Below are 18785 nucleotides of genomic sequence, written 5' to 3' on the forward strand. Positions count from 1 at the left end.
ATGAGCGAAAAAGATCACCAAAAACAGGCAAGCGATGAAAACGGGTTGGTTACCATGGTAGAAAAATTAACCCAAGAGTTGATTGATTTACAAACGCAAGTGCTGTTTATGGAAGATACAGTGGATAAACTTGATAATATCGTCACCGAGCAAAGCCAGCTAATTGCTGACCAACAACGGCAATTACAGCTACTTTATCAAAAATTGGAAACTCAAACGCAAGGCTCACAAATTCAGCCGTTTGATTTGTTGAGCGATAAACCGCCGCATTATTAACCTAGTCTAGTGGTCAATGCATATTGAGAATAAAGGATATCGGCGAACTCGGATTCAGTCACTTCCCCGATAACTAAATCTCGCATCGCATCGGCTAACAAAATGTGGTCAATCGTGATTTCAAAATCATTTAATGACAAATATTCTAAAGCAACCGCAAGACCTGTTCGTTTATTGGCGTCAGATAATGCATGAGCTACAGCGATACTTGTTGCATACTTCGCTGCAATCTCAAAAATATCATTAAGTTCACCATATACAATGGCATTATCAATTCTCGCTAAAGCACCTTGTAATTTGCCAATGTCTGCTTGCCCCTTCATACCTTTTTCTGTTGAAAGGATATAGGCATTTATTTCAATAACCCGCTCAAATGGGAAAAATATTAACTCCATTACATATCTGCTAGGCGTTTAAAGGTTTTGTTATGAGTGCGTAGAACTAGTTTGGTTTCCGATTTGATAATTTGCATACCATAAATACCTGACAAATCAAGTTTTTTAGTGGGCTTAATGGCCGGACGTTCTACGATTTTGACGCCATATTTTTCCAATTTTTCGCTCATGTTTAGACCCTAATTTCATCAACAAAAAAACCGCTACAAATTCATTATAGCGGTTAATTAAATTTATTCAAATGCTAAAGGCTTAATCATTCAACTGGCGAGTGGGTAATACATCTTTAATGGTGTCACGTAAATCATGCATCGCTTTGACCGTGGTATCCCAATCGATGCAGCCATCGGTAATAGACTTGCCATATTCAAGTTGGCTCAAATCCGCAGTCAAGTCTTGACGACCGCCTTTGAGATGACTTTCAACCATCATCCCAATAATCGAGCGATTACCGTGTTTGATTTGCTCAGCGATATTTTGAATGACCATCGGTTGTAGGTAAGGGTCTTTATTTGAATTGGCATGGCTTGAGTCAATCATGATTTTGCCTGAGACTTTACCTTTAGCAAGTTCATTTTCTGCTTGGGCAACGGCAGTGGCATCATAATTGGGTTTGCCATTACCGCCACGAAGCACCACATGACCGTATGGATTACCTTTTGATTGAATGATAGACACCAGACCATCGGCAGATAAACCTAAAAAGCTATGACCAGATTTCACCGCTTGCATGGCATTGACAGCCACTGTCATACCGCCATCTGTACCGTTCTTAAAGCCGACTGGACAAGACAGACCTGAAGACATCTCGCGGTGAGTCTGACTCTCAGTGGTACGTGCGCCAATCGCTGACCAACTAATTAAATCTTGGATATACTGCGGTGTATTGGGATCAAGCGCTTCGGTTGCACAAGGTAAGCCTTTTTCATTCAAATCAAGCAGCAGTTTGCGCGCAACACGCAAGCCCTTATTAATATCAAAGCTATCATTCATGTCTGGGTCATTGATTAAGCCTTTCCAGCCCACTGTGGTACGGGGTTTTTCAAAATACACACGCATCACCACATAAATACTGTCTTCAATTTCTTTGGATAAAGCCAACAGTTTATCGGCGTATTCATGCGCAGCGTTGACGTCATGAATCGAGCAGGGGCCAATCACCATCAATAAACGTTTGTCTTTACCGTCTAAAATATTACGCACGGTTTCGCGACCTTTGGTCACAGTCTCGATAGCTTTGGGGCTCAATGGTAGTGCGTTTTTTAATTCCGCAGGCGTCACTAGCGGTAAAATTGCTTCAATATTCACATTATCTACATCAGCGATATCAGTTTTGGCAAAAGTTGTCATAATTCTCACAGGCTGTTGGAAAAAATTTAAAAAATCACTATAAACCAAAAAATTTATAATGTCATTACTTCCGTGAGTAGGAAAGCCTACTTTTAGTTTGGCAGTTGATAAAATATTTTGTCAATGTTTAAAGACTGTTTGGTCAAAGTTTTTTTGGATGCTTGGGTAAGCTGCATATCCTACCACAACAGTATAACAATTATTGTATCAGCATACTAGTACAAAATAACAAATAACTGTCATTTAAATTTTTTGATGGTTTTACTTTTCATCTGTTTACCCCTAAAATATTTTTTCAAAATGATAACCAAACAAGGCTGTTTATTCTCATGTACGCTAACGCCCCTGCACAAACCACTTCAGACCTTGCTGCAAATGCCACACTCTCAACCGATATTGCTAACCCAAGCGCAGCCAGCTTTTCTAACGTCAGTGAAGCGAGCTTTTCTAACCTAAGTGGAGAGAACTTGCCGCAAAACGTTGCTAAAAATAAATTTCAGCCGATTGTCATTGGTATCGTAGCAGGCGAGGTCTCAGGCGATGCGCTGGGTGCAGACTTCATGCGCCAGATGAATAATTTGCGTGATGACATTGTGTGGGTGGGCGTGGGTGGTGCACAGATGCAAGCGCAGGGGCTTAACTCAGTGATTGAGATGTCTCGTTTGTCGGTGATGGGCTTGGTGGAAGTGGTTAAGCATTTGCCAGATTTATTTAAAGCACGCGATGAGATTTTGGCGGCGTTTAAACAAAACGCCATCGATATTTTTGTCGGCATTGATGCGCCTGATTTTAATTTACGATTGGGGGAGCGGTTAAAATCAGCCGGTATTTATTGTGTGCAATATGTCAGCCCATCGATATGGGCATGGCGGGAAGGGCGAATTGAGAAAATCAAACGAGCCACCAATTTGGTGCTGTGTTTGTTTCCGTTTGAGTTGTCTGTGTACCAAAAACATAATCATCCCGCCGTGTGTGTCGGGCATTCACTCCTCAAGACCATTGATGACAATTTACTTACAACGCCCATGGACAAGCTGCGCCGTGAGTTGATTTGGGATAATCCCACCTATCATCAGTTTTTTGTTAAAATGGGCGAGATGGAAATGAGCCATCTCATTGCAGTGATGCCAGGCTCAAGACGCAGTGAAATCGATGCGATTTTTCCAAAAATGCTTAAAGCGATTCATCAACTGTTGATTATGGATGATAAGCTATGCTTTATCGTACCAACGGTCAACGAGCATCTACTGACTATCGTAGAGCAATATCTAGAAGCCCAATCAGCGCAGGTGCGCCATCATGTCACAGTGAGCTGTGATGAAACACAAGCGGATTTTAGCCAACGGGTGATGGCGGCGTCAGACTTAGTGCTGCTCGCATCGGGTACCGCCACGCTTGAAGCCATGCTACTGGGTAAACCGATGGTAGTGGTATATTCACTCAATAAAATGACCTTTTGGCTGGCAAAACGGCTGGTCAAAGTGCCGTATGTGGCACTGCCTAATATTTTGGCAGGTCGAGAAATCGTACCAGAATTGCTACAAGAAGACGCCAACCCAGACAATATTTGCCGTGTGGTACAGCAATCATTAAAAGTTAAAAATTATAACGAACAGCTGCGAGATTTGCGGCAAACGTCAGAATGGCTGCGTGAGCAAAGCAACATCAATCCCGCCAATGCGGTGATTGATAATTGGCTGACGTGGAAAAAACAGTAAAAATCCCATACGAAATTTGACGCTTTATCAAGTTGGGCGTGGTGATATTGACGGCAAATTTACGTCCAATCTTCTGAGGTGAATTTTGCAATCAAATCATGGGCTTTGGTTCTGGCATCAAGCACCGTCATAAAGGTATAAGCGCCAATGAATTTACGGCTAATAAACATCAGCTCTTTAGGCGGCACGCTAAAGGATTTTGAGGTCGCTGATTTACTGGCAAGCTTAATGACGCGGTTATGTAAATCACTTTGTGCCCAAATATAATTGCCATGTACATCCAGTACATTCGGTGGAATCGTCGGATTACGACTTGGCAAACTAAAGGGTTCACTGGCAAGCAAACATAGCTCTACCATATCATTTTTTACCGAATCGCTAAGATTAGCAAAGAATTCAAAATGCTTGCCTGCTTGATCAATCGCTTGGCGCATTTTGCTACGGTCGTGAAAAACCCCTGCCAACAGCAAATTACGGGCGATGAGTAGCAGATTGTCATCAAACTGACGAATCGCGCCAAAATCCAATAACACCAATTGGTCAAGCTGTGTATCAGGCTTTTGTGCAAGGCGAATCAGATAGTTGCCAAAATTGGGGTCGGTCTGCATATCCCCCCATTCAAAAATCTCACGCAGCATAATTTCAATCGACGCCTGCCCAATCGCATTACGTCTTTCTTGTGGCAGCGCAAATACTTGCTCATCCAAAATCGACACGCCATCTTCATAGGTCATACATAGCAGCCGATCGGTGCTATAAGCTTTGAGGATGCGCGGCACCACATAGCGACGATCCCCAACAAAACGCTGAAAAAATAGCTCAGTGGTATCTGCTTCGAGGAGGTAGTTGACTTCATGATGCAGCAGGTCACGGATTTCTTCAAACCAATCATCGAGTTGACGGGTTTGTGGGACAACATTGGTGACTCTAAGCAGTTGGCGAAACAAATCCAAGTCACTGTCTACGGCATCAGCGATATTGGGATATTGCACCTTAAACACCACTTGTTCGCCCGTGGCTTTATGAACTGCTCTATGTACTTGCGAAAGTGAGGCGGTGCCAATGGGGGTATGGTCGATATCAAATTCATGGATTTTATCGCCCAATTCCGTTCGTAGCGCTGATTCGATAATTGACCATGAAAAAGCAGTCGTCTGGCTGTTCAAGGTTTGTAAAGCTTCTGTGATTTCGGGGGGCAAAAAATGCTCCCCGTACAGGGCTAACATTTGACCAATTTTGACCACCGAGCCTTTGAGTTTACCCAGCTCATCCACCAAATACTGGGCTTGCTCGCGCATAAAAGCTTGTTTTTGTACCGCTTTTTCTTCTTTTGACTTAAATAATCCAAAGGCACTATTGGTCGCCCATCGTCTGCCGATATTGAGCGATGCTTTGGCAATCGATAACCGTCGGTCAAGCGCCGAGGTTTTGAGCTGTTCAAGCGGTTGGTTATCGTAATTTTGCGGATTTGCCATACAGGGTGCCTAATGTTTTTGAAAGAAAAAGCCAAATAAAAAGCAAATCATTTTAACACATGATTTGCTTTGATTGTTGTTACCGATTTTTAATAAAGCCGATTAACACTTAGCGTAACCACTTGGCGTAAGGACAGTGGCTAGATGTCTAAATGCCATATCATTGGTTACTGGTTATTCGGCGCTAGATTGAATAGCGCGCCAACCGATATCACGGCGATATTGCATACCATCGAAGCTAATAGCGCCACAAACTGCTAAGGCTTTGGTTTGGGCATCCAAAATATCGTCACCGAGCGCCGTCACGCAAACCACACGACCGCCATTGGTGATAATTTCACCATTGTCAAAGGCTTTGGTACCTGCGTGGAAAACTTTGACATCCATATCCGTTTGCCCATACTGAGACTCAAGCGTTGGTAACCCATGGATGACATCGCCGTTGCTCGTGCTTTCTGGATAGCCTTTGCTAGCCAGTACCACACCCAAGGCAGGACGCTCATCCCACTCGGTTTGTTTGGGAAGATTGCCATCCAACCCTGATGTTATCAAGTCAACCATTGAGCCTTTTAGGCGCATCATAATGGGCTGTGTTTCTGGGTCACCAAAACGGCAGTTAAATTCAATCACATAGGGGTCATTGTGGTCATCAATCATCAAGCCTGCGTACAAAAATCCTGTATAAGGCGTGCCATTGGCGTTCATGGCATCGACCACTGGCTGAATCACACGGTCAATCACCTTGTCATGTACTTGCTGTGTCACCACGGGGGCAGGTGAGTAAGCACCCATACCGCCTGTATTAAGACCGGTATCACCTTCGCCAATACGTTTGTGATCTTGGCTGGTTGCCATCGGTAAAATATTGTTGCCATCTATCATACAGATGAAGCTGGCTTCTTCGCCTTGCAAGAACTGCTCAATCACCACACGGCTGCCCGCATCACCAAATTTGTTGCCCGATAACATATCATTGATAGCGTCAATGGCTTCTTGTTCGCTCATCGCCACAATCACGCCTTTACCTGCGGCTAAACCATCGGCTTTGATGACAATCGGCGCGCCTTCGGCTTTCACATACGCAATCGCTTGCTCGGCATCGCTAAAAGTTTGATATTTGGCGGTAGGGATATGGTATTTTATCATAAAATCTTTGGCAAAGGCCTTTGACCCTTCAAGCTGTGCGCAATACGCCGTGGGTCCCCAAGCTTTGATACCTGCTTTTGTTAAGTCATCGACTATACCTGCCACAAGTGGTGCTTCAGGACCAACCAGCACAAAGGCAATGTCATTGTCTTGGCAAAATTGAATCACCGCCGCATGGTCTTTGACGTTTAAATCGACATTTTGTAGTTTGTGTTCAAGCGCTGTGCCCGCGTTGCCGTTGGCAACAAAAACTGTGCTCACTTTGCTATCTTTGGCGCATTGCCATGCCAATGCGTGCTCACGTCCACCTGTGCCAATTACTAAAATATTCATATTGTTTCCTTAAAAATGTAAAATAGCCGTATAGCAGCCATTGTAACAAATTTTGGGATCTAAATTAAATGACAAAGCATTTTATTATTGGCGTGGATGAGGTCGGGCGAGGGCCGTTATTGGGCGATGTGGTGGTTTGTGCGCTCATCTTCGATAAAGCAATTTTATCTATCAAAGAAGATAGTCTAAGCACTGATTTACCCACCGCTGATAGTGTGAGTATTAGCCACAATCATCCGCTAAGCGCGCTAACTGACTCCAAAAAACTGTCAGAGAAAAAACGAGAAGCGTTATTTTCCTTGATTGAACAAACGGCAAGCGCGCATCAGGTTGTCAAAATTTCTGCCAGCTTAATAGACCAGCTCAACATCTTACAAGCGACATTACTAGGGATGAAACAAGCGGTAGCAGGCGTGATGGCGCAAATGTTAGCGCAATACCCAACGGCAACCTTTAGCGTCATGGTGGATGGCAATAAACTGCCCGTGTTGTTTGACTTGCCCAATTATCAGCAAATTACCCATGAGCAAGCGATTGTAAAAGGGGACGGCAAACATGCGTGTATCAGTGGCGCCAGCGTGATTGCCAAAGTGACGCGTGACCGAGATATGGTGGCGTTGTCAAAGTTATATCCTGATTATGGCATTGAGCAGCACAAAGGCTATCCCACCGCCGCCCATATCCAAGCGATAGAGCATTACGGTATTTTGCCCATGCACCGTAAAAGTTTTGCCCCCATCAAACAAAGGATTTTAGACAAAAAAGGTGAACATACAGTCAATATCCGGTAGTAATGAGTGCAGGTCTAAAGTCGCCTTGTGAGCGAGTTTAACCAGTAAGGTGTGCTGAGCATGACGAGTAAAAGGATGGTCTTGCTCGCAGACCTGCAAGCTGTGCCCGATTTGTTTTCAACCTCTCGGTGGACAGCGCGCCAAACAAGGTCTGATAGTCGCCCTGTATGTTCAAATCCATCATAGCAAATTGTAGACTTTTTTCAAACTAGCTTATACTAAATCAATCTGCCAATTAGCGGCTTGCAATTGGATATTTAAGTTTCTAAGTTTCACCGCTATGTCATCTGCTTGTTTTTGCAGTCTGACCGGTTCAATGACTTTTTGCCATTTGATTTCTCGGTAGCTATAACGATCGCCTTCCGTCTTAGCATTATCAATCGCGGTTTGCAGCAGGCGATGGCGTTCGGCAAGTTCATCACGCTTGACTAAAGTGCTGAGCATGGTTGCACCATCGGGCATGACAGCGATGGCATTGGTGCGATGAATATGGTCGATTAACGCATACAGCTCGCTCATGATTTGATTGGCTTGCAGCAACAGTTCATTCGGGTTTTCACTTGGGGTATCGCCGTCTTGGACTTTGACGTTTTCAGCAATGCGCGATTTCAAGCTGGCGAGCTTTTTTTGCATATCGGCACGCCGTAACAAAGCTTCTGCAAGTTTCATGGTTATCTCCCTATTGGTCAATTTAGTGGGTCAATTTAAACGTTAAACTCATATAATTGGGTTAAAAATTGGGTAGGATAATCTGTAATCACACAATCGACGCCCATCTCAATCAAGCGTTTCGCCACCTCAACCTCATTTACCGTCCAAGCGCTGACTGTTAAGCCATAAATTTTGGCAATTTCCAACAGGGTCGGGGTGATAAGCGGATAATAAATGCCCACTTGGCTACAGCCTAAGGCACAAGCGCGATTAAAGGTTTGTAATATTAAATTTTTACCCGCTGCATCAGGCGTCGGTAAAAAAGCAATTTGGCTTGCCATCGTGGTTTTGGGCTCCAGCAATAAGCCTGTATGAAGCTTAAGTGATAGTGATTGCTGTTGGTTTTGAATTTGGTACAAAATATCGGTATCAAAACTGGTCAAAGTGATGGGTAAAGCTTGCCATATTTCTTGTGATAATAGCCTAAGCAGATTTTTAACCAACAAGGCTGGCTGGGTTTTGGCATGGGTTTTGATTTCCAGTTCAATATGGCAAAAGTGTTGCAGATAGGGTGGTAAATCGTCTAGCAACAATACGTGATGTTTTAAAAACCCTAGTTCAAAACGTTGGGAAAACCGCCCATAGTCCGATTGCACAATGGCGTCTAATTCAGCCCATGTTTTATCAGCAATCCACGATTGTTGTCTTGCAAGCCGATTTAAGGTTTCATCATGGACCACCACAAATTTGCCATCGGCGGTCATTTGGACATCAAATTCCACCCCATCAAGCTGCTTACCATGTTTTTGTAATTGCTGCACGTAGACAAATCCGTCTTGACAGTTTTCTAGCCGTTCAGCCCGAGCCGCACGATGACCGAGTAAATAATAGGTTTGATTTGGATGGCGCATACCATGGCTCGCAATAGACAATAAAATTTTATGACTACTAAAAATTATTACAACTAAATTTTATTATAAATAATAGTGAACAACTACCCAATTTGCAAAACTTTGCTTTATAATGGCATGGTAATAAATTCTGCGTGAAGGTGCCTTATGTCTATGATTTTCCCACAAAATACGTTGTCAAAAAAAATGCGTACGCCGTTATTATTGGCGTGTTTTGCCTTAACCGTCGTGGGATGTAGTCGCAATGAGCAAAAAGACGAGCAAACTGGCAGTGCTGCAAGCAGTGAGCAAAAGACAATTGAAACGTCTGATATTGCCTGTAACAATGAGAAGGCAACCAGTGCCATTCACAGTTATCTTGTCAATCGCATCGACCAGCAAGCCAAAAAGCAGTCTGACATCATTCAGCAGCAAGCAGGTACGATTGTTGATATGTCTATCTTGCAAAATGGCTTGTCGCAAGTAGCAATCAATCTAGAAAGCGTGAATGGTAGCAATGGTAAATGCCAAGCGACGGTGTCGTTTAATATGCCCCAAGCGCAGCTCGATAACGCCGATAAAATTTATACCCGTCTAAAAATGCCAGTCGCCGCCGAGCAAATCACGTCGCGTGGTTATCAACTGCAAAATAGCACTTTAGTGGCAAACAATGTTGGGTTTGGTCTATCAGCCAGTGGCGCCAATTACCAAGTCAATAGCACCACAGGCGACGATGTGATTGGGCTAGTCGGTGAGATTATGGCAAATTCGGCATTAGCGCAAACGCTGACCCAGCCATCTAATACGCCCTTAGCCGGTTCTTCGGCAGGCGCCATACCCGTTGTACCAACAGTGACTAGCAAACCCAGTGTCGCTGCCAACAACAGCCAAAATTCAACGACCAAACCTGTCAAGAAACAAACCACAGAAGAACCAAAAACAGACAGTGAAAAAAACGACAGCGAAAAAACCAAGACTGACGTGACCACCACATCAGACAAGAAAAACACAGCATCAGATAGCGCAGATAAAATATCGGATAAAAAATCTGAGTCAACCACCGCAAATGCTGATACCAAATCAACCGCTACTAAGTCAGCGGCTAGCACAAGTACAGACAAATCGACCAAGTCAGTATCGCATGAAAAAGTCCCAACCGACACCAATGTCAAATTAACCATTGAAGAAAAAAACGAGCAATACTAACGTAAACCACTGTTAGATGATGTGTTTAACGTATATCACCCAGTCATCAATTTGTTTTAGCATGTTTTGATGTAGTAATGTGACTAAACATAAAACAAATTGATGCGTCAATTCTCTGCCTGCCACCATAAGGATATGAACATGGCCCATTTTGCCCCACAAATCGCTGTTAAAGCTACCTATATGCGCGGTGGTACGTCAAAAGGTACTTTTTTCAAGCTTGATGACTTACCTGAACGCTGCCAAACCCCAGGGCAAGCCCGAGATAGTTTTTTACTGCGGGTGGTGGGTAGTCCAGATCCGTATGGTAAGCAAATTGACGGTTTGGGAAATGGCTCATCATCAACCTCCAAAGTGGTAATTTTGTCAAAAACAGACGTTGCCAATCATGATGTGAATTATTTATTCGGTCAGGTCGCCATTGACAAAGCGATGATTGATTGGTCAGGTAACTGTGGAAACTTAACCGCTGCGGTCGGTTCATTTGCGATTGCCAATGGGTTGGTGGATGCCAGTAAAGTGCCCCAAAATGGCATTTGTGAAGTCCGAATTTGGCAGCAGAATATTAGCAAAACCATCATCGCGCATGTACCCATGACTGATGGTCAGGTGCAAGAAACGGGCGATTTTGAGCTAGATGGTGTGACTTTCCCAGCAGCCGAAGTCAAAATTGAATTTATCGACCCTGTGGATAGCGATGGCGATATGTTCCCGACGGGCAACTTGATTGACAAACTGGATGTACCTGAAATCGGTGAATTTGACGTCACGATGATCAATGCAGGTATCCCAACGATTTTTTTAAATGCCAAAGACTTAGGTTTTACGGGCGCTGAGCTGCAAAAAGACATCAACAGTAACCAAGAAATTTTGGCGAAGCTTGAAAAAATCCGTGCCCATGGCGCAGTTAAAATGGGACTAATTGCAGCGTTAACAGAAGCTCAAACCCGTCAGCATACCCCAAAAATTGCTTGGGTTGCGCCACCCGCTGATTATACCGCCTCTAGTGGCAAAGCAGTCAAGGCAGGCGATATTGATTTGCTTGCACGCGCGATGAGCATGGGTCAACTGCACCATGCCATGATGGGTACAGCCTCGGTTGCGATTGGCACCGCAGCGACCATTAAAGGTACGCTAGTCAACCAAGCGGCCGGTGGCAAAGCGTTGTCTGAAGTACGCTTTGGTCACCCATCAGGCACGCTACTGGTCGGGGGTGAGTCCTCGCAAGTGGATGGCAAATGGCAAGCCAAAAAAGTGTCTATGAGCCGTTCAGCGCGCCGTCTAATGGTGGGTGAGGTGTATGTGCCGGGCGATGCGTTTTAATCGACAAATCATTCACAAGCCAACTTATAGCCTAATACCTAAGTCCCCAATACCTAAGAGCCCAATAATGACAGATAAGCACTCACACTGGATTGAACTGACGCACGCACCTAGCCAAGGGGTAACCGTGGTTCAAACCCTATCTGGCTGTGAGTCTATGCCAACCAAGTCAAACAATGATGCAGTGGGGCAGTCTAGTTTGAATGCTATATATGGTCAATTTAATCTAGGCTTGCATGTAGGGGATGATAGCATGCAGGTGCATAAAAATCGTGCGCACTTACTGCAATCCTTGCAACAATATCATCCCACATTAAACAGCATTCATTGGCTTAATCAAATCCATGGTAATGACGTTTATCAGGTTACCGATAAAATTGGCACAGCAGCGATATCTGCTGATGCGCATATCACGCGTTTGCCTAATGTTGCCTTAGCGATTATGACAGCAGATTGTGTACCTGTCATGATAGCGACCGATGCAGCAGATGATAACAAGCTGATTGCCGCGATTCACGCTGGCTGGCAAGGTCTTAGTAAAAATATTATTGCAAAAACAGTGCAAAAAATGGTACACCAGTTTGATTTTGCAGCGGGGGACAATGCGACTGCCGAAATGCAGAAGGTCACTCGTGGGTGGCACGCTTGGATAGGCGCTAGCATCGCACAATCAAGCTATGAAGTGGACAGACGTGTCAAAGATGCGGTGTTATCAGTGTTAAACGTATCTGAGGTTGTCGCTACTCAGTTGTTTCAGCCAAATGCTGATAAGGTCGGTCATTATTTTGCCGATTTGCCTGCAATAGCAGAATTACAGCTCAAGGCTTGTGGCATTCATCAGGTGCATAAAAGTGGTTTAGATAGCCATGGTGATGCACGATTTTATTCGTATCGTCGGCAAACCCAGCATCAACTACCTGCAACAGGTAGAATGGCAACGCTGATCTTCATGGATTAATTCTCATAAAAAAAGGCAGTGTGTTAATCAATCATACTGCCTTTTTTATGCAAGCTAAATTATTGCATAATTTTAACGTAAGCTTGGGCTCTTAATTCCTGCATCCAATCGTCTAGCGCTTGTGGTGCCATACGTTGGTATAGGATTTCGCGCGCCATGTTTTTACGATAGACATCACTCACGTCTTTTTGGCGTTTTTCATCGACTTTAAGAATATGCCAGCCAAATTGTGATTGAAAGGGCACAGAATAGTCATTTACCGACGTTTTTTTCATCATTGCTTCAAAGCTTGGTACCATATCACCTTCACTGACCCAGCCCAAATCGCCACCGTTACTGGCGCTTCCCGGGTCTTTTGAATAGGTGCTCGCTAAAGTAGCGAAGTCCGCACCTTGACGCAGTTTTTCATAGATAGTGTCGATCTGCTGTTTCGCCATGTCAGCGGGCAGGGCAGTCGATGGGCTGATTAAAATATGGCGGGTATGCCATTGATCGATGATTTTTTGTTGACCGCCGCGTTTATCGACCAATTTAATCACGTTATAACCTTCTGCCGTGGCAATGGGGTTGGTGACTTGCCCGACTTCAAGGGCGGTGATGTTTTTTGACAGTTCTGTCGGTAACTCTGCCGCGACGTGGTAGCCCATATCGCCCCCTTGAATTTGCGCGTTATAGTTGGCTTGCGCGTCAGTCATGATTTGCTCAATATTGGCATTCTCAGCTTGCAAGTTTTTGGCAATTTGGGTGGCTACGGTCAGCGCTTGTTTTTTTTGTTTGTCGCTGGTTTTACCTGCGGCATCGGCTACAAAAGGCACGCGAATATGTAAGGTGCGATATTGTGATTTTTCTAAAGCGTTGCTCTCTGGTGATTTTAAGAAGTTGTTAATATCTTGATCTGAGATTTTGATACGGCTGGCAAGTTGCTGCTGCTGCAAGGTTTGTATCGCCAAGTCTTCACTGACTTTTTGACGCAATGCTTGGTAACTACCTGCGCGCTGGGCGTCAAGTTTTTGCTGGAATTCAGCAAGGCTTGCGACCCCATTTTGTTGTGCCAAATTGGTCAACGCAGCATTCACTGCATTCTCTTCAGCCTGCAGTCCTTGGCGTTTGATTAAATCAAGCTGAATTTGCTTAGTAATTAGCTGATCCAATACTTGCGGATAAAGTTGCTGTGCGGGTGGTACAGGTTTGTTTTGCGCTTGAAGCTGTGCAGAAGCTTGAGCAACCGCGCGATCTAACTGGCTGCGTAAAATAGGGGTATCGTTGACAATAGCAATCACGCCATCAATAACCTGATCTTGTGAGCTGCTAGTGACGACAGGCGCTGGCTTGGCTGATGAGTTGGCGACCTCTGGTGCTATGGGCGCAGTTTGAGAGACAGCTTTTGCAGTTTTTTGAGTGGTAGGTTTTGAGCCGCTGGCTTTGGTGTCAGCTTTGACTGATTTGGCAGCGTTGGTGGTTTTGTTTGCTGTCACAGCTTTGGTTGATTTGCTTGTGGTTTGTGTCGCAGGTTTTGTACTAGATTTTTTACTAGATTCCACCGTCGTTTTGCTGCTGGTTGTGTTGGTTTTAGCGGTTACCGCTGTTGCAGTCACGGCTTGCGCGCTCAATGTTGGCATGACCAATAGGGTGCCATATATCAAAGCGCTAGTGAGAGCAGATAGGGCGTTACGGTGAAAATTGGGTAAATTATGCATGACAGCATGGTTCATGGCATGTATCCTTAAAAAAAATAAAAACCAAAAAATAAAAAAAGTAAATTTGATCACTCAAAAATCGTGGCAAAACCATTTAGCTCAAATGACGGGTCTTTGACCAAGTGGCTTAGATGTTGCTAAATGATATTGCTAAGTGATGTTATAAAGTTTGGGTCATTTTATACAATAATATTTGCTAGCGTATGTCTGTATCATAATAAATCCTAAAAAATGTCAAGTTTTAGCCAGTTTTTTGCGTAAAAGGCGTTTAGTATTTAGGGTCATAACCCAATACCCGATTACGCATCAAGCTAGCCAGTCGACCGTCACCTTTGTTGGATAACCCATTTAAGCTAATTTCTGCCATGATGGCGTGGTCAGCACTGTCTTTATCACTTAATTCATCATAATAACGGCGAGCATAAATCGATAAGCCGTAACAACAGCTATCATAAGTAAAGCCCGCTAACACATCACTAAAACGACTTTTCTCATTGTCGTATTGCACAGCCCCTAAAAACTGCCAATTATCATTAATAGGTAAAACAGTAGAGCCTGTGAAAGCAGAGAGGGCTTTTTGTCCAAATCTACTCTCATTGCGTTTGATATAACCTAAGTTATAAAGGCTATTGAAAGTTGGCGCATAACGAAATTGGGTGTTGATATAGTTTAAATCAGCGTTGTCATCAACCGAGCCATCTAAATCTACCCAAAAATCTTGACGCGGTTGGGTGCTTACCTCAAAGACGGTACCGGTATTGTCAATTTTTAACCCATCATCGGTATTGTCAAGATGTACCCGAATATCACTCAAATAAATTTGTTTACCCACGCTAGCATCCAAGCGAGTCAAACCATTGCCATCAATATAGCGATAATTTAATGATGGGGTTAGATGATTGTTGTCGGGCAGACGATCATATCCCAAAAACCATGAATCTTCATACAATTGCGAAAAATTGAGCGATGCCAAACGGGTATTAAAGTTGGGTACGTCAGTCTGGTCTTTATAGGGCGAGTACACATATTTTAGGCGCGGGCTTAATAACTGATAGCCGCCCAAGGAGTCATCAAATTTACCAAATGGGGTGCCTGTTTTAAAGAAATTTAAGCCACTGTCAATACTAAACTGCGGTACAAAAATAGATTGGCTTTTGCTATTTTCATCCAGTCCATTGGCATCAGCTGATTCTTGGTCAAATTGGGTATAAAGGTGCTGTAAACTCACTGATGGGGTCACGTATCCCCAAGTTCGCGTCATTGGATAGGCGGCAGTGAGTTTGTTATACAGTCTGCCACCGCTTTGCTCAGGCGCAGAGCCATCATTGATTGGGCGTTTAAAATAGGCAAAATCGCTGATACCCGTCAAATCAAATTGGGTCACCCAAGGCACACGATATTTGACCGATAACTGCGGCAGACGGTCATACGGTTTGTCTTTATCCAAGATTTTGTCTGAATCGGTTAAATTTCGATCCAGTGTTTGAAAGGTCTCAATCTTGGCAAGGGCAGTCAAATAGTCATTGTAATAATTGGCTTGAATGCGGCGCGGTAAATTTAATTGAACGGTTTCATCACCCAAGGTCTCAAAATCGTTTAAGAATTTAGGATCTGAGACATACTGGTATAGCGCGTCAATGGATAGGTTAGGGATATCTTTTGACTGCCAATGATGATTATAATAAAAGCGGGTACGGTCTTCATCATTATATTGTTTGTCGTTTGGTAGATAAGAGCCTAACACACTACCATAACCCAATTTTTCTGTCAGATAGCGAAACTCACCTGTCAACATCGGATTGCGGTCCGTAAAAATGGTCGGCGTGACAGTGGCATCGTAATTTGGCGCTAGATTAAAGTAATAAGGTAACTGTACATTAAAACTCCCTTCCGTACTAAAGCCGCCGCGTGGTAACAAAAAACCACTGGTGCGGCGATCGTCAATCGGAAAGTTAAAATACGGCAGGTACAATACTGGGGTATTTTTGACTTTTAACGTGGCATTATAGGCTTCACCGCGGCCCGTGTCGGTATTGATATCGATGTTTTTGGCATTGATTTGCCATGTCGGATTGTCAGGCGCGCAGGTGGTAAACATGACATCGTCAATTTCAACGCGGCTTTCATCGACCTTATTAAGCCGTTTGGCATAACCATATGCTTGTAGCGGTACGCTGGCAAACGCCACATCTTTGGCGGTTGCTTTGCTGCTATCCGTTTGGTACGCCAGTTCATCAGCAACGGTAATCAGCCCCCCTTTTGGGCTATCTTTAAGGCTTACACGTGGGTTGCCGTCTGTCGATTGGAGACTTTGCGCGGCATCGACCAACAAGACATTACCTTGAGCGGCTGCAATGCCATCTTGCACGTTAACGACCACTTTATCGGCAGAGATTTGCTGACGACCTTGGTTGATTTGCACATCGCCCGACAATTCAGCGTAGTTTTCATTGTCATAATAGCCATAGTCAGCCGAGGCATAAATTGGGAAGCTGCTATTGGGTTGGTCGGTAGCAGCTGCTGCTAATGCCTGTTGTTGATAGATGGTGGAAGTGGGATATACCCAGTTGCCATGACACATGGCGTCTTTTCGGGTGGCTGCTTTTGATTGCGTATTTGCTTGAGCACCTAACTGTTGACTATCAGGCGCGAGCGGGTTCAGCAAATTTGGATTAGGATTTGAATTAGCAACCGTGGCGTTAGTATCGTCCGTGGTTTGCGGGGTTTTGGGTTGATAAAAGGTTTTGAGCTTTTCTAGACTGGCTTGCTGCTGTTGATTTGGGGTAAAGTTGGGACGAGTACGCGCAGAGTTTGGTTTGATTTGAGGCGCGCTAATCGGCGTGATACCTTGATTGGTGGTTACATCGACAGTAGTGGTGCTGTCTGCTGTGGTGGCGATACTACTATCGGTATCGGGCTTTGCAGCTGAGGTATCAAGGTTTTGTTTTTCAATACTCTGTGATTCAGTGGTTTGTGCCTCAATACTTTGTGACTCAATGTTTTTAGCTGCTGTGCTTTGTGCTGCCGCTGTATCAGTCGATTCCGTAACGGCGGCTGTCGGCAACACCGCAAGCGCTGAGGTTGAATACAAAGTAGTAAACATTGCCCCAAGCGTCATCGCTAAAACGTTGGTGTGTCGATAAATTTGGTGTAATGATTGATGCAAGCATGTAGGCTGGGTTGGCAAAGACGAATGTGAAGTTAAACGATTAGAAGTTGACGAAATAGGCGACAATTTCACAGATTTTTTCATTAGACATTTACCAAAGACGCAATATAAAAACCTTCACATCATATCACTAGCGTCATCAATATACTATTGCAAAAGATGTTTAAAATTGCAAACATAATAGACGCCACTTGAGAGATACGCAGATTTTCGGTAGCATAACTTATTTTTATTGAGTAAGCCCACCTTATGAACCATCCTGCCGCACAACTTGCCAACCAAGACCCTTCTGATAGCACAGCTTCGCCATCAAATACCGAGCCATGTGAACAACAATCACTTGAACAACAGCCACTTAAGCAACAGTCACGAGAACAACAGCCACGGGAACAACAGCTGCACACTTGGTTGACCGAAGTTTTTCCAAATCGGTCATTGCAGCATGAAAAAATACCTGGTGATGCCAGCTTTCGCAGCTATCATCGCTTAACCGTCGACAATCAACACTATATCGTGATGGATGCGCCACCAGAAAAAGAATCGGTGAAAGAATTTATCGCCGTGGACAACTTAATGGCAGGGCATGTGCATGTGCCAAAAATGATTGCCACGGATGAACAGCAAGGTTTTATCGTCCTTGAGGATTTGGGAAACACGGATTTTGCCGATGTCATTGCCAAGGATTTAACGGATGCAGGCGAGCTGGCAAAAACTGCGCGCTATTATCAGCAGGCAATGCAGGAAATTTTGGCGATTCAAAAGATTGACGTCAATGACGCCAAAGCCGTTATCCCAAGTTACGATGATGCCTTGCTGCGCCGAGAAATGGGCTTGTTTAGCGAGTGGTTTTTACCCTATATCGGCGTGACGATGCCCCCAGACTTAGAGGCGCTGTGGCAAGATTTGCAGTCTAATATTATCCAGCAAGTCATCGCGCAGCCTCAAGTGGTGGTGCACCGTGATTTTCACAGCCGTAATTTGATGGTATTAAATCACAGCGATGAGTTGGGCGTGATTGATTTTCAAGATGCTGTCATCGGTGCCTATACCTATGATTTGGCGTCTTTACTGCGAGATGCCTATATCAATTATGATGAAACATGGGTCAACACGCATCTGGCTCATTATCACCAATTGGCGCAAATTGACAAAAGCTTGGCAGAGTTTACCGTGGATTTTAATATCATGAGTATGCAGCGCCATCTTAAGGTATTGGGAATTTTTGTACGTTTGTTTGAGCGAGATGGCAAAGACCGTTATTTGACAAATTTGCCTAAAGTTTTCAATGATTTATTAACTTGTCTAAAAGCTATCACCCAAAGGGATGAGCGTCCTACTTTTGATAAGTTTGCTGATTGGATGACCGCCGTTGTTGAACCTGCTTTTCATCAAAAAATCCAAGGATAA

The 18785-nt window shown here is 44.1% G+C and carries 16 protein-coding genes; 7 read left to right on the plus strand and 9 right to left on the minus strand.

Annotated elements, in window-relative coordinates; genetic code table 11:
- The gene (locus RTN07_RS02450) at positions 1–276 is read left to right on the plus strand and encodes a SlyX family protein (protein WP_312175338.1); all 276 of its coding nucleotides are present in this window, start codon (positions 1–3) and stop codon (positions 274–276) included.
- Here RTN07_RS02450 and RTN07_RS02455 read toward each other — a convergent pair.
- The 3 genes from RTN07_RS02455 to RTN07_RS02465 form a co-directional block, all read right to left on the minus strand.
- Positions 273–671, minus strand: a complete 399-nt coding sequence (locus RTN07_RS02455) for a type II toxin-antitoxin system death-on-curing family toxin (protein WP_050324379.1) — start codon at positions 669–671, stop codon at positions 273–275. The genes RTN07_RS02450 and RTN07_RS02455 overlap by 4 nt on opposite strands.
- Complete coding sequence (locus RTN07_RS02460; protein WP_007116753.1) at positions 671–841, minus strand: hypothetical protein; 171 nt, start codon at positions 839–841, stop codon at positions 671–673. The genes RTN07_RS02455 and RTN07_RS02460 overlap by 1 nt, the downstream gene beginning before the upstream one ends.
- 82 nt (positions 842–923) lie before the next feature.
- Positions 924–2021, minus strand: coding sequence for a 3-deoxy-7-phosphoheptulonate synthase (locus RTN07_RS02465; protein WP_312175342.1), 1098 nt, complete (start codon positions 2019–2021; stop codon positions 924–926).
- 329 nt (positions 2022–2350) lie between these two features.
- Here RTN07_RS02465 and lpxB point away from each other — a divergent pair, with 329 nt between their 5' ends.
- The gene (gene lpxB / locus RTN07_RS02470; protein WP_312175343.1) at positions 2351–3739 is read left to right on the plus strand and encodes a lipid-A-disaccharide synthase; all 1389 of its coding nucleotides are present in this window, start codon (positions 2351–2353) and stop codon (positions 3737–3739) included.
- Positions 3740–3798: 59 nt separating this feature from the next.
- On the opposite strand, the gene RTN07_RS02475 is transcribed toward lpxB, so the two are convergent.
- Both RTN07_RS02475 and purD read right to left on the minus strand, forming a co-directional pair.
- On the minus strand, positions 3799–5214 hold the full coding sequence (locus tag RTN07_RS02475) for an ABC1 kinase family protein (RefSeq protein WP_312175344.1): 1416 nt from the start codon (positions 5212–5214) through the stop codon (positions 3799–3801).
- A gap of 174 nt (positions 5215–5388) precedes the next feature.
- Entirely contained in the window at positions 5389–6693 is a 1305-nt protein-coding gene (gene purD, locus RTN07_RS02480) for a phosphoribosylamine--glycine ligase (protein WP_312175346.1), read from the minus strand.
- 68 nt (positions 6694–6761) lie between these two features.
- Here purD and RTN07_RS02485 point away from each other — a divergent pair, with 68 nt between their 5' ends.
- A complete protein-coding gene (locus RTN07_RS02485; RefSeq protein ID WP_312175347.1) occupies positions 6762–7484 on the plus strand; it encodes a ribonuclease HII in 723 nt (240 codons plus the stop codon).
- A 213-nt stretch (positions 7485–7697) separates the two neighbouring features.
- On the opposite strand, the gene RTN07_RS02490 is transcribed toward RTN07_RS02485, so the two are convergent.
- Together RTN07_RS02490 and RTN07_RS02495 are read right to left on the minus strand one after the other, a co-directional pair.
- Positions 7698–8153: a DIP1984 family protein gene (locus RTN07_RS02490; RefSeq protein ID WP_312175349.1), complete on the minus strand. Its 456-nt coding sequence runs from the start codon at positions 8151–8153 to the stop codon at positions 7698–7700.
- A gap of 35 nt (positions 8154–8188) precedes the next feature.
- Complete coding sequence (locus RTN07_RS02495; RefSeq protein WP_312175352.1) at positions 8189–9046, minus strand: glycerophosphodiester phosphodiesterase; 858 nt, start codon at positions 9044–9046, stop codon at positions 8189–8191.
- 147 nt (positions 9047–9193) lie between these two features.
- On the opposite strand from RTN07_RS02495, the gene RTN07_RS02500 reads away from it, so the two are divergent.
- From RTN07_RS02500 to pgeF, 3 genes are all read left to right on the plus strand, one after another.
- The gene (locus tag RTN07_RS02500) at positions 9194–10231 is read left to right on the plus strand and encodes a hypothetical protein (RefSeq protein ID WP_312175355.1); all 1038 of its coding nucleotides are present in this window, start codon (positions 9194–9196) and stop codon (positions 10229–10231) included.
- 141 nt (positions 10232–10372) lie between these two features.
- Entirely contained in the window at positions 10373–11554 is a 1182-nt protein-coding gene (gene prpF, locus RTN07_RS02505) for a 2-methylaconitate cis-trans isomerase PrpF (RefSeq protein WP_312175357.1), read from the plus strand.
- Between the two features lie 67 nt (positions 11555–11621).
- A complete protein-coding gene (gene pgeF / locus RTN07_RS02510; protein WP_312175359.1) occupies positions 11622–12512 on the plus strand; it encodes a peptidoglycan editing factor PgeF in 891 nt (296 codons plus the stop codon).
- A gap of 59 nt (positions 12513–12571) precedes the next feature.
- Here the strand turns inward: pgeF and RTN07_RS02515 are convergent, their stop codons facing one another.
- Together RTN07_RS02515 and lptD are read right to left on the minus strand one after the other, a co-directional pair.
- Positions 12572–14224, minus strand: coding sequence for a peptidylprolyl isomerase (locus RTN07_RS02515; RefSeq protein ID WP_312175361.1), 1653 nt, complete (start codon positions 14222–14224; stop codon positions 12572–12574).
- Positions 14225–14477: 253 nt separating this feature from the next.
- Positions 14478–17462 (minus strand): LPS assembly protein LptD, encoded by a 2985-nt coding sequence (lptD, locus tag RTN07_RS02520; RefSeq protein ID WP_312175363.1) that lies wholly within the window; start codon positions 17460–17462, stop codon positions 14478–14480.
- A 165-nt stretch (positions 17463–17627) separates the two neighbouring features.
- On the opposite strand from lptD, the gene RTN07_RS02525 reads away from it, so the two are divergent.
- Positions 17628–18785, plus strand: a complete 1158-nt coding sequence (locus RTN07_RS02525; RefSeq protein WP_312175365.1) for an aminoglycoside phosphotransferase family protein — start codon at positions 17628–17630, stop codon at positions 18783–18785.

Origin of the sequence: Moraxella sp. CTOTU46934 (assembly GCF_031979465.1) — a bacterium.
GTDB lineage: Bacteria > Pseudomonadota > Gammaproteobacteria > Pseudomonadales > Moraxellaceae > Faucicola > Faucicola tetraodonis.